The following is an 11994-nucleotide window of genomic DNA, read 5'->3' as shown; positions in this document are numbered from 1 at the left end:
GGCACTCGGTGTCCTTTCCCCGTACCGGACCCCGTGCGTCGGCGTCACCTCGCGCCCCAGCGCTTTTCCGCCCCGGAGGCGGCACCCCGCCCTCGGCGGCGCCGCTCCCGCCTCGGCGCCGCTCCCGCCCCCCGGCGCCCCCCTTCATGTGTCGCCTACTCCTCGGTGACTGCCACCCCCATGACCTCTCGGCCGTGTCTGGTGGGTATCAGGCCCAGGCGCCAGGCCTGCCAGCCTGCTTCCAGGCGGATGCCTCGCTCCAGCAGTAGGCCGTAGGCCTCCAGGCACTCGTTCAGCCTGGTGTCGCGCAGGCCGTGGGTCTCGCGGGTCAGCCGGGTCAGCTCCTCCTGGGCCACCGCCGTGCCGACCTCGACACCGTCCGGGGCCGCGTACGGCAGCAGGGTGCAGCGCAGGAAGCGTGCCCAGTCCTCGCCGCGCCGGTCGCCGTAGGACGCGAAGAGGGCCGCCGCCTCCTCGCACAGGGCCAGGGCCGGCTGCGCACGGGCGTTGCCCGCGTCGACGATCGCGAGCTCCAGGCAGGTCCAGGCCTCGCCGTGGGCGACGCCGATGCGCTGGAAGTCGGTGCGGGCGTCGACCAGAAGCTGCCGGGCGAAGCCGGAGTTGCGCAGCGAACCGGTCTGGGCGGCGCGCTGGTCGCGCGTCACCCGGGCCGAGTGGTGACGGGCGCAGGCGAGGCCGTAGACGTCACGCATGCGGGAGAAGAGGGAGCGGGAGCGTTCCAGCTCGCGGACGGCGTTATCCAGGTCGCCCGTCTCCTCAAGGGCCAGGCCCAGGTAGTAGACCGTCCACGCCTCGCCGCGGGCGTCCTCGTTGTCCCGGTGCCGGGCGGACGCCCGGCGCAGATCCTCCACCGCCGGGCCGGGGTCCCCGGCGATGAGCCGGGCCCGGGCCAGCTGGGTCAGGGCCCAGGCCTCGCCGCGGGCGTCGCGGGTGCGGCCGTACAGATCGAGGGCCCTGTGCAGATCGGCCTCCGCCCGTGGGACGTCGCCGCGGCGCAGGTTCAGCTGGCCCAGCTGGAAGTGCGCCCAGGCCTCGCCGTGCACGGAGCCGCCCGCACGGTGCAGGACCAGGGAGCGGGTGAGCAGGTCGAGGGCCTCGGCCAGGTGTGCCCGGTCCCGCTGCACCGCCGCCAGCGCGTGCATCGTCCAGGCCCGGTCGGTGGCCAGCTCGGGCGCGGCCTGGAGGTCCATCGCCTCCCGCAGCTTCTCCGCGGCCTCCGTCAGCTGGCCCTGGTGGTGCAGGGTGATGCCCAGTGAGCACAGGGCGCGCGCCGCACCGGCGTCGTGGTGGGCCTGGAGATAGAGGTCGACGACCGAGCTGAGCGTCGTGCGGGCCTTGTCGAGCTCGCCCAGCTGACGGGCCGCGATACCCGTACGCCACTGCACGGACCGGACCAGCAGGTCCTGGCCGACCGACTGGGCCAGCTCGCTGATCTCACCGAGCCGGTAGAGGTCGCCGCGCAGCAGGCAGTAGTCGCACAGCGCCCCCAGCAGGCTCAGTACGGCGTTCTGGTCCACGCCCTCCGCGTGCCGCAGCGTCGCCGTGATGAAGCTCGACTCGTCGTCCAGCCAGCGCAGCGCCTCGTCCAGGGAGGTGAAGCCGTGCGGGGTGAAGCGGTCCGAGCGGGTCGACATGTTGCCGTCGACCAGCCGCAGGACGGAGTCGGCGAGCTCGGCGTAGCTGACGATCAGGCGTTCCTGGGCGGCCGAGCGCTCGGCCGGCTCCTCCTCGTCGAGGAGCCGGGCCTGCGCGAAGGCGCGGACCAGGTCGTGCAGCCGGTAGCGGTCGCCGCGGACGTGGTCGACCAGGCCGGCGTCGGCGAGGGCGGTGAGATGGCGGGTCGCCTCCGCGCGGTCCGTGGCGAGGAGCGCGGCCGCCGCGGCGGCCCCCAGCGAGGCGCGCCCGGCCAGCGCCAGCCGGCGCAGCAGACGGAGTGTCACGTCCGGCTGGTCGGTGTAGCGCAGCCACAGGGCGCGCTCGACCGGCTCCACCGGGCCGTACGCCGCCAGGTCGGCGGCCAGCGCGCGCGGTGAGCGCGGGCCCAGCGAGGAGCCGACGACGCGCAGCGCGAGCGGCAGCCCGCCGCACAACTGCGCGATGCGGTCGGCGGATTCGGCGTCGTACGGACCCGAGGCGTCCTGCGCCGTCGCGCCCAGCAGTTCCTCCGCGCCGGCCGCGTCCAGGGGCCGCACCGGCAGGTCGTGCACCCATGCGGACAGCTCGGCCGGCAGCGTCGGCGGGGTCCTGGCGGTGACCAGGACCAGGCTGTCGGAACGTTCCGGGACAAGGGCACGGATCTGTTCGGGGTCGGAGGCGTCGTCCAGGATCACCGTGACCGGCAGGCCGGTCAGATGCTGCTGGTACAGCTCGCCGAGCCGTTTGACCTGCTGGTCGGGGGAGGAACGCTCCCGGAAGAGAAGCTGTTCGCGGGGCGCGCCGAGCCGGTTCAGCAGGTGCAGCAGGGCGTCCCGGGTGGGCAGTGGCGCCTCCTCCGCGCTGTTGCCGCGCAGGTCCACCACGCAGGCGCCGCGGAACTGGTCCCGCAGGTCGTGCGCGGCCCGCACCGCGAGGGTGGTCCGGCCGCTGCCCGGGGGGCCGTGCAGCAGGACGACCGTCGGGCGGGTCTGCGTACTGGCACGCGCCGCCTGCACCCACTGCCGGATCTGCGCGAGTTCCGTGCGCCGTCCCGCGAACGGCCCTGCCGGTTCCGGCAGTTGGGCGAACGACTGGGCGAGTACCGTCCGGCCGCGCGCCGCCGCGCTCTTGTCCGCACCACGCAGCTGCGGTCCCGGGGCCTTCTTCGTCCCGGTCGTCGCGCTCAGCATCCGCTGCTGATCGAGGAACGGCCGGATGCCCCGCACCTCCAGCGCGGTGAGCCACTGCAACCGCAGCTGTTCGGCGCCACCGGGCTGCCCCGCCTCGCCGGCCCGGTGATGGGCGGCCGGCAGATGGGAGCCCGCCACCTTCACGACGGTCGCCGCCGCGCCGACGACCCCGACGGCCACCCCGGCCCCGAGTGCCGTACCCGGTCCGGTGCCCAGCGCGAGGTCGGCGACCGCCGCCGTGACGGCGGCGACCCCCGCCACCAGCAGAGGAGTCCGCCCGCCCTCACGTGCGTACCGCTGCCCGAAACTGACCTGCCGGGCCGCCGTCTCGTCCAGGGCGCGCGCATACGCCTCGTACTCCTCGGCGGCGGTCTGCGCCATGGCGTCCAGCGCGCCGCGCGCCCGCGTCATCAGCGTCTGCCGGTCGCTGCGCCCGCCGGACCGCCGTACTTCCTCCTCCACGGCCCGCGCCAACAACCGCTCGGCTTCCGCCCTATGGCCGTCCCGCATGTCCCGTCCCCCTCCGGAAATCACAGCTTTCCTTGGTCAAGTGTGCGGTGGGCGGCCCCGCGATGCGAGGGGGCGGAGGACGGCGGAGGGTCTGCGGCCACCTCGCGCAGGAAGGGCGGCGCCGCGCGCGCGGGAGCCTGACGGCTGACGGGCGGGGTACTGCGGCAGGATGGACTCCATGCCGAACCGACTGGCCCATGAGACGTCCCCCTACCTCCTCCAGCACGCCGACAACCCCGTCGACTGGTGGCCCTGGTCGGCGGAGGCCTTCGAGGAGGCGCGCAGGCGGGGCGTGCCGGTGCTGCTGAGCGTCGGGTATTCGAGCTGCCACTGGTGCCATGTGATGGCGCACGAGTCCTTCGAGGACCAGGAGACCGCCGACCACCTCAACGAGCACTTCGTCAGCGTCAAGGTCGACCGCGAGGAGCGTCCCGACGTCGACGCCGTCTACATGGAGGCCGTCCAGGCGGCCACCGGGCAGGGCGGCTGGCCCATGACCGTGTTCCTGACGCCCGATGCCGAGCCCTTCTACTTCGGGACGTACTTCCCGCCCGCGCCGCGGCAGGGCATGCCCTCCTTCCGGCAGGTGCTGGAGGGGGTACGGCAGGCCTGGACCGAGCGGCGGGACGAGGTGGCCGAGGTCGCGGGGAAGATCGTCCGGGATCTGGCGGGGCGGGAGATCTCGTACGGGGACAGCCGGGCTCCCGGCGAACAGGAACTGTCGCAGGCGCTGCTCGGGCTGACCCGGGAGTACGACCCGCAGCGGGGCGGGTTCGCCGGAGCGCCGAAGTTCCCGCCGTCGATGGTGATCGAGTTCCTGCTGCGGCACCATGCGCGGACCGGCGCCGAGGGCGCGCTGCAGATGGCGCGGGACACGTGCGAACGGATGGCCAGGGGCGGGATCTACGACCAGCTCGGCGGCGGGTTCGCCCGGTACTCCGTCGACCGGGACTGGATCGTGCCGCACTTCGAGAAGATGCTGTACGACAACGCCCTGCTGTGCCGGGTCTACGCCCATCTGTGGCGGGCCACCGGCTCGGAGCTCGCGCGGCGGGTCGCCCTCGAGACCGCCGACTTCCTGGTGCGGGAACTGCGCACCGAGCAGGGCGGGTTCGCCTCCGCGCTCGACGCCGACAGCGACGACGGGAGCGGGAAGCACGTCGAGGGCGCGTACTACGTCTGGACGCCCGAGCAGCTCACCGAGGTGCTCGGGACGCAGGACGCCGAGCTCGCCGCCCGCTACTTCGGCGTCACCGACGAGGGCACCTTCGAGCAGGGCTCGTCCGTCCTGCAACTCCCGCAGCAGGACGAGGTCTTCGACGCCGAGAAAATCGCCGGTATCAAGGAGCGGCTGCTGCGCGAGCGCGGCGGGCGTCCCGCCCCGGGCCGGGACGACAAGGTCGTCGCCGCCTGGAACGGGCTCGCGATCGCCGCGCTCGCCGAGACCGGCGCCTACTTCGACCGGCCGGACCTCGTCGAGGCCGCGGTCGGCGCGGCCGATCTGCTCGTCCGGCTGCATCTCGACGGCCAGGCCCGCATCGCCCGTACCAGCAAGGACGGGCAGGTCGGCGCCAACGCCGGAGTCCTCGAGGACTACGCCGACGTCGCCGAGGGGTTCCTCGCCCTGGCCTCCGTCACCGGGGAGGGCGTCTGGCTGGAGTTCGCCGGATTCCTGCTCGACCACGTCCTCGCCCGGTTCGCCGACCCCGAGTCGGGTGCGCTGTTCGACACCGCGGCCGACGCCGAGCAGCTGATCCGGCGTCCGCAGGATCCGACCGACAACGCGGTGCCCTCCGGCTGGACCGCCGCCGCCGGTGCGCTGCTGAGCTACGCCGCCCACACCGGATCCGAACCTCATCGCAGCGCCGCGGAGCGGGCGTTGGGAGTCGTGAAGGCGCTCGGGCCACGCGTGCCCCGGTTCATCGGGTGGGGCCTCGCCGCCGCCGAGGCGCTGCTCGACGGACCGCGCGAGATCGCCGTCGTCGTGCCCGACCCGGCTGACCCGGCAGCAGAGCTGCTGCGCCGTACGGCCCTTCTGGGTACCGCCCCGGGGGCCGTCCTCGCGTTCGGCACCACGGGGAGTGACGAGTTCCCGTTGCTCGCCGACCGCCCGCTGACCAACGGTGAACCGACCGCGTACGTCTGCCGCAACTTCACGTGCGACGCGCCGACCACCGACCCCGAGCGGCTGCGCTCGGCGTTGACCACCGTGGTGTGACCGGCTGAAACACCGGGAAAAACGCCCGTTGCGCCTCGACCCCGACGGGGACGGCGGCGCGTGCGGGAAGGGGGAGGTGCGCCAGGCCAGGTCGTGTCCGCAAAGCAGCGCCGGGCGGGACTCCGCGGACGGCCTAGGACAGGTCCTGGCCCGCGAACTCCGCCAGGGCGCGCTCCACGATGGCCACCAGCTGCTCGTGGTGCGCGCCCTTCCAGTACGCCCGCCCGCAGGACAGGCACTGCGCGAACACGTCGTACGACTGCTGGGTGCCCTGGCGCAGCTGGTCGGCGACCTCCTCCTTGGTGGCCTGCCTCAGCAGGCCGTTGCAGGCGGTGCACCGCGTCCAGGGAAGCAGTTCCGGCGCGAACCGGTCGAGGACGTCGCGGAGCTGCTCCTCGGGGTCGGTGCTGTAGACGTAGGCGCCCGCCCACAGTTCACGGCGGCGCAGCAGGCCCCGGTCGCGGCTGAGCATCACGCGTTGTTCGGCCGCCGAGCGGGTGGCGAGCGCCGGGTCGCCGATGTCCGTCGACTCGTACGCGGTGTCCACGCCGAGCAGGCGCAGCCTGCGGGCCAGGGTGCCGAGGTGGACGTCGAGGAGGAAGCGCAGGGGGGCGCCCTCGATCCGCTGGGGGCGGGCGACCGGGCGGACGGCCACCGACTCGCCGGCGGCCGGGACGTGCGAGACCGGCACCGCGCGCCCGTCGACGAGCAGGGTGCCGACCTCTGTGAGGGGCACCCCCAGGGACTCGACGACATGGCCGAGCGTGGAGACGCCGTCGACGGCGAGCGCGGTGGTGCCGGCGCGCCGGGCGTGCGGGACGAACAGGGCCAGCTCGGGGGCGACTTCGACGCGGATCTCGAATGCGTTCACCCGGTCAGGATGGCACGGGGGAGTGGCGCCGGTCTCAGGGTTTCCGCTGGGGCAGGCCGTGTTCCAGGACGTCCAGACTGCGGACGAGCAGTGCTTCGAAGTCGTCCTGGTGACCGTGCTCGGCCCAGTACATGGACGTCTGCATCAGGCCGCCGACGAGGGACATCGTGTAGACGCGGACCTCCAGACCGTCGGGGTCGAGACCGGTGCGCTCGCCGATCGCGATGCTGAACATCCGGCCGGTGACCGACATGCTCTCCATCATCCGCGAGCGCACCGCGGGGACCTGGACCAGCAGGCGGGTGCGCAGTCGCGCCACCTCCAGATCGTCCTTGATGCCCATGCGGAGCGCCTTCACCATCACGTGGCGGACCGTCTCCGACCACGGTTCGTCCGCCGGGCGGGCCCGCAGCTCCTGCACGAGGATCGGGTCCCACTCGTCGGTGAGGACGATGTCCTCCTTGGCCGGGAAGTAGCGGAAGACGGTCGACGGCGACACCTCGGCGCGTTCGGCGATCTGGTCGATCGTCGTGGCGTCGTACCCCTGCTCCTTGACCAGCGCGTAGGTCGCGGTGCGGATCGCCTCGCGGGTTTTGATCTTCTTGCGCTCACGCAGGCCCGGTTGGGGGTGGTCGGCGGGGGAGGTGATACGTGCGGCCGTCATGGGCTTATTGTCGGGCATCGGCCACGGGGGTGACCAAGCCGGGACCGGCGTCACCGGCACCGGCGTCCTCGGGACCGGAGTCACCGCCACCGGCGTCACCGGCACCGATTCCTTCGAGGCGCGGGATCCCCGGCAGGAGCGCCGCCGCCAGCAGCGCGGAGACCAGCGCGGCGAGGCCGCACACCAGGAGGACCAGGCCCATGCCGTGGACGTAGGCGGCGTTCGCCGAGGCGGCGAGATCGGTGAGGTTCGCCTTGTCGGCGATCACATGGGCCGCGACCACCGAGTCACCGGCGGTGTCGGCGGCCGGGGCGGGCAGGCCGGTGACGTCGAGACGGTCGCGGAAGGTGCTTGCGAGCAGGCTGCCGAGCAGCGCGATGCCGATCGCGCCGCCGACCTGGCGCAGGGTCATCAGCAGCCCGGATCCGCTGCCCGCGCGGTTGGTCGGCAGCGCCCCCAGGGCACCCGACATCGCGGGCACGATCGAGAAGCCGAACCCGAACCCGACGATCGACAGCCACAGCGCGGTGAAGCCGTACCCGGAGTCGACCGTCGTACGGCTGCCCAGCAGCGCGGCGAAGGCCAGCACCACCAGGCCCGCGCTCACCACGGCCCGCGCCCCGAACCGGACCACGACGGGCTGCGCGGCCCGCGCGGCGATGATCAGACCGCCCATCATCGGCAGCAGTCGCACCCCGGTGCCGAGGGCGTCGTTGCCGAGGACGGCCTGGAGGTACTGCGGCAGGACGAACAGCAGGCCGGACAGCACGAACATGAGGAGTGTCGCCGCGAGGGTGTTGAACAGGAACCCGCGGTGGGCGAGCAGTGTCATGTCGAGCATGGGCCGCACGGCCCGGCGCTCACGCAGCACCAGCGCGGTGATCAGCACGACGGCCACCGCTTCCATCGCCAGGACGAGCGGGTCGCCCCAGCCCCGGGTGGGCGCCTCGATGATCGCGTAGATGAGCGCGCCGAGCCCGCCCGCGGTGAGCGCGGTGGAGACGAGGTCGACCTTGGGGGAGGCCGGGTCGCGGGTCTCCGGCAGCAGGAAGACGCAGGCGGCGATGCCGATCGCGGCCATCGGGATGTTGATGAGGAAGACCGAGCCCCACCAGAAGTGGTTGAGCAGCCAGCCGCCGATGATCGGTCCGAGCGGCAGTCCGAGCGTCGAGCCGGCGGAGACGATGCCGACGGCCTTGGTGCGCTCCTCCGGCGTGAACAGCGAGGGCAGCACCGACAGCGCCAGCGGCGTGACCAGGGCGGCCCCGACACCCATCACGGTGCGGGCGGCGATCACCGCGTTCACGTCCCCGGCCAGGGTGCCGACCAGCGAGCCGACGAGGAAGATCCCCAGCCCGGTGATCAGCATGCGCCGTCGGCCGAAGCGGTCGCCCAGGAGGCCGGCCGGGAGCATCAGGGCCGCGAAGACGACGACGTACGCGTCCGCCATCCACTGCTGCCGGCCCGTGCTCGCGCCGAGCTGCTCGGCCATCGTCGGGAGAGCCACGTTGAGGATCGTCGTGTCGAAGCCGAGCGTGAGCATGCTGGCGACAAGGGCACCGAGGGCCCACCAGCGGCGGGGGTCGGGCCCCACCGCGCCGGAGTTCGTGAGAGCAGCCATGAAATGATAGTAGCTCTCAAAAGATGGCTTGTGTCAATATCCCCGGCCCCGGCGCACAAGAAATGGCCACGGCTCGGGAGCCGTGGCCAAGGTGGCGGGAAAGTGCCGCTGTTGCCTATCCGTGCCGGTACGCCACCAGGGAGATGCCGACGTAGTGCACGACGAACGCGGCGAGGGTCAGGGAGTGGAAGACCTCATGGAAGCCGAACCAGCGCGGTGAGGGGTTGGGGCGCTTGATGCCGTAGATCACGCCGCCCGCGCTGTAGAGCAGCCCGCCGATGATCACCAGGACCATGACGGCGATGCCGCCCGCCCGCATGAAGTCCGGCAGGAAGAAGACGGCCGCCCAGCCCATCGCGATGTAGCAGGGGGTGTAGAGCCAGCGCGGGGCGCCGACCCAGAAGACCCGGAAGACGATGCCCGCCGCCGCCGCGGCCCAGATGCTCCACAGCAGCCACCGCCCCTTCGGCTCCGGCAGGAGCAGCAGGGTGAGCGGTGTGTAGGTGCCGGCGATGATCAGGAAGATGTTCGCGTGGTCGAGTCTGCGCAGGATGCCGTCCATGCGCGCGTTCCAGTCACCGCGGTGGTAGAGCGCGCTCACGCCGAACAGCAGGCACGCGGTGAGGGCGTAGATCCCGCAGGCGATGCGGCCACGGGTGGAGTCGGCGAGGGCGGTGAGCACGAGACCCGAGATGAGGGCGGCCGGGAACATGCCCAGATGCAGCCAGCCGCGGAGCTTGGGCTTGACCGGATGCGGCAGGGAGAGCGCGACGGGACCGCGGCCGGCGGGCGGCGTGTCCGTTTGCGCGTCGGGGACGGACGCAGTCATGCGCAGAATCGTACCTACGGAACCGTAGGTCGCGGATCGGTCCCGCGCGCCGGAGGGCGAGGAGTGGCCATCTTCTCACGCGGGTTGTGTCAAAGAACCGTCAAGGGGCCGTCGCCTGAACGTCACGTGGACGCAAAACGTCGCCTCTACACGTGGCCATCCTCACTCCGCTCACCTGTGAGGCCCTATGGACATATGGGCGGTAGCATCGGATGATCAAATGAGTGCGGTCGACACCGGATGAGCGCCAAGGTCACCAATCAGAAGCATCCGGGTCGCAGCCCCCACGGGGCCTCCAACACAAAATCCCTCATTTAGGAGCAATCGTGGCGCGCGACATCGCGGCTCCCCCCGTCATCCCCACCCACCACCAGGAACTCGTCTCCTGGGTGAACGAGATCGCCGAACTGACGCAGCCGGACAACGTGGTCTGGTGTGACGGATCCGAGGCCGAGTACGAGCGACTGTGCGAGGAGCTCGTCCAGAAGGGCACCTTCAAGAGGCTCGACCCGGTCCAGCGCCCGAACTCCTACTACGCCGCCTCCGACCCCACCGACGTCGCCCGCGTCGAGGACCGCACCTTCATCTGCTCCGAGAAGGAGGAGGACGCCGGCCCGACCAACCACTGGAAGGCGCCCGGTGAGATGCGGGAGATCTTCACGGGGGAGAAGGGCCTGTTCCGCGGGTCGATGCGCGGCCGCACGATGTACGTCGTCCCCTTCTGCATGGGCCCGCTGGGCTCCGACCTCTCCGCGATCGGCGTCGAGATCACCGACTCCGCCTACGTCGCCGTGTCCATGCGCACCATGACCCGCATGGGACAGCCGGTGCTGGACGAACTCGGCACCGACGGCTTCTTCGTGCGTGCCGTGCACACGCTCGGAGCGCCGCTGGCCGAGGGCGAGGCGGACGTCCCGTGGCCCTGCAACCGGACCAAGTACATCTCGCACTTCCCCGAGAGCCGCGAGATCTGGTCCTACGGCTCCGGCTACGGCGGCAACGCTCTGCTGGGCAAGAAGTGCTACGCCCTGCGCATCGCGTCGGTGATGGCCCGCGACGAGGGCTGGCTCGCCGAGCACATGCTGATCCTCAAGCTGACCCCGCCGCACGGTGAGTCGAAGTACGTCGCCGCCGCCTTCCCGAGCGCCTGCGGCAAGACCAACCTCGCGATGCTGGAGCCCACCGTCTCCGGCTGGACCGTCGAGACCATCGGCGACGACATCGCCTGGATGCGCTTCGGCGAGGACGGCCGCCTGTACGCCATCAACCCCGAGGCCGGCTTCTTCGGCGTCGCGCCCGGCACCGGTGAGCACACCAACGCCAACGCGATGAAGACGCTGTGGGGCAACTCGGTCTTCACCAACGTCGCCCTCACCGACGACAACGACATCTGGTGGGAGGGCATGACGGAGGAGACCCCGGCCCACCTCACCGACTGGAAGGGCAACGACTGGACGCCGGACTCCGGCGTCCCCGCCGCCCACCCCAACGCCCGCTTCACCGTCCCCGCCGCACAGTGCCCGATCATCGCGCCCGAGTGGGAGGACCCCAAGGGTGTGCCGATCTCGGCGATCCTCTTCGGCGGGCGGCGCGCGTCCGCGGTCCCGCTGGTGACGGAGTCCTTCGACTGGAACCACGGCGTCTTCCTGGGCGCCAACGTGGCCTCCGAGAAGACCGCCGCCGCCGAGGGCAAGGTCGGCGAGCTGCGCCGCGACCCGTTCGCGATGCTGCCGTTCTGCGGCTACAACATGGGCGACTACATGGGCCACTGGGTCGACGTCGCCAAGGGCAGGGACCAGGCGAAACTCCCGAAGATCTACTACGTCAACTGGTTCCGCAAGAACGAGGCGGGCAAGTTCGTGTGGCCCGGCTTCGGCGAGAACAGCCGTGTCCTGAAGTGGATCGTGGAGCGCCTGGACGGCAAGGCCGAGGGCGTCGAGACCCCGATCGGCATCCTGCCGACGAAGGAGGCCCTCGACACGAAGGGTCTCGAACTCGACGACAAGGACCTCGACTTCCTCCTCACCGTCGACAAGGAGGTCTGGCGCGAGGAGGCCGCCCTGGTCCCCGAGCACCTCAACACCTTCGGCGACCACACGCCCAAGGAACTGTGGGACGAGTACCGGGCTCTGGTGCACCGCCTGGGCTGAAGCCGCCCGCCCCGAAAGGGCTCCGCGGCCGGCGCCGGGGGCACCTCCCACGCCCTTGAGGCAGGTGGGGGAGCCCTGGCCGGTGATCGTCGCGGCCGGCCGCGGTGTGGCAGCACCGAACCAGCACCACAGACCGGCGAGGTTTCGCACAACGGCGTGTGGAGCCCTGGGCCTGTCGTCCCCTCCTCGTCCGCCCCGACGAGGAGGTGACGGCAGGCCCTCGCCTGTTGTGGGGGGTGTTCCCGAAGGGGCGCCGGAACCACCCGTGCTGTCACGGGATCGGAA

General features: G+C 71.9%; 7 protein-coding genes. 2 read left to right on the top strand and 5 right to left on the bottom strand.

Annotated elements, in window-relative coordinates:
* Positions 1-155: 155 nt before the first annotated feature.
* A complete protein-coding gene (locus tag ACFWBB_RS24045; RefSeq protein ID WP_385276061.1) occupies positions 156-3356 on the bottom strand; it encodes a tetratricopeptide repeat protein in 3201 nt (1066 codons plus the stop codon).
* 178 nt (positions 3357-3534) lie between these two features.
* On the opposite strand from ACFWBB_RS24045, the gene ACFWBB_RS24040 reads away from it, so the two are divergent.
* On the top strand, positions 3535-5574 hold the full coding sequence (locus tag ACFWBB_RS24040) for a thioredoxin domain-containing protein (RefSeq protein WP_385276058.1): 2040 nt from the start codon (positions 3535-3537) through the stop codon (positions 5572-5574).
* Positions 5575-5707: 133 nt separating this feature from the next.
* Here the strand turns inward: ACFWBB_RS24040 and ACFWBB_RS24035 are convergent, their stop codons facing one another.
* The 4 genes from ACFWBB_RS24035 to ACFWBB_RS24020 all read right to left on the bottom strand — a co-directional run bounded on the left by ACFWBB_RS24035 (position 5708) and on the right by ACFWBB_RS24020 (position 9559).
* A complete protein-coding gene (locus ACFWBB_RS24035) occupies positions 5708-6445 on the bottom strand; it encodes a Mut7-C RNAse domain-containing protein (RefSeq protein WP_385276055.1) in 738 nt (245 codons plus the stop codon).
* A gap of 34 nt (positions 6446-6479) precedes the next feature.
* Positions 6480-7109: a TetR/AcrR family transcriptional regulator gene (locus ACFWBB_RS24030; protein ID WP_385276053.1), complete on the bottom strand. Its 630-nt coding sequence runs from the start codon at positions 7107-7109 to the stop codon at positions 6480-6482.
* 4 nt (positions 7110-7113) lie between these two features.
* Positions 7114-8730, bottom strand: a complete 1617-nt coding sequence (locus ACFWBB_RS24025; RefSeq protein ID WP_385276050.1) for a DHA2 family efflux MFS transporter permease subunit — start codon at positions 8728-8730, stop codon at positions 7114-7116.
* 115 nt (positions 8731-8845) lie between these two features.
* Positions 8846-9559, bottom strand: coding sequence for a hemolysin III family protein (locus tag ACFWBB_RS24020; RefSeq protein ID WP_385276047.1), 714 nt, complete (start codon positions 9557-9559; stop codon positions 8846-8848).
* A 326-nt stretch (positions 9560-9885) separates the two neighbouring features.
* On the opposite strand from ACFWBB_RS24020, the gene ACFWBB_RS24015 reads away from it, so the two are divergent.
* Positions 9886-11709 carry a phosphoenolpyruvate carboxykinase (GTP) gene (locus tag ACFWBB_RS24015; protein WP_385276044.1) on the top strand — a complete coding sequence of 608 codons (1824 nt, stop codon included), beginning with the start codon at positions 9886-9888 and terminating at the stop codon, positions 11707-11709.
* Positions 11710-11994 lie beyond the last annotated feature (285 nt).

Origin of the sequence: Streptomyces sp. NPDC060000 (genome assembly GCF_042737375.1) — a bacterium.
In the GTDB taxonomy this organism is placed as follows: domain Bacteria; phylum Actinomycetota; class Actinomycetes; order Streptomycetales; family Streptomycetaceae; genus Streptomyces.
Note: the sequence above shows the minus strand (reverse complement) of the source record. Positions and strands in the feature narration are given on the sequence as shown.

What these genes read in the sequence shown, in the direction of transcription:
- ACFWBB_RS24045 (WP_385276061.1), bottom strand. Translation starts at nt 3,356, where the DNA reads ATGCGGGACGGCCATAGGGCGGAAGCCGAGCGGTTGTTGGCGCGGGCC.
- ACFWBB_RS24040 (WP_385276058.1), top strand. Translation starts at nt 3,535, where the DNA reads ATGCCGAACCGACTGGCCCATGAGACGTCCCCCTACCTCCTCCAGCAC.
- ACFWBB_RS24030 (WP_385276053.1), bottom strand. Translation starts at nt 7,109, where the DNA reads ATGACGGCCGCACGTATCACCTCCCCCGCCGACCACCCCCAACCGGGC.
- ACFWBB_RS24025 (WP_385276050.1), bottom strand. Translation starts at nt 8,730, where the DNA reads ATGGCTGCTCTCACGAACTCCGGCGCGGTGGGGCCCGACCCCCGCCGC.
- ACFWBB_RS24020 (WP_385276047.1), bottom strand. Translation starts at nt 9,559, where the DNA reads ATGACTGCGTCCGTCCCCGACGCGCAAACGGACACGCCGCCCGCCGGC.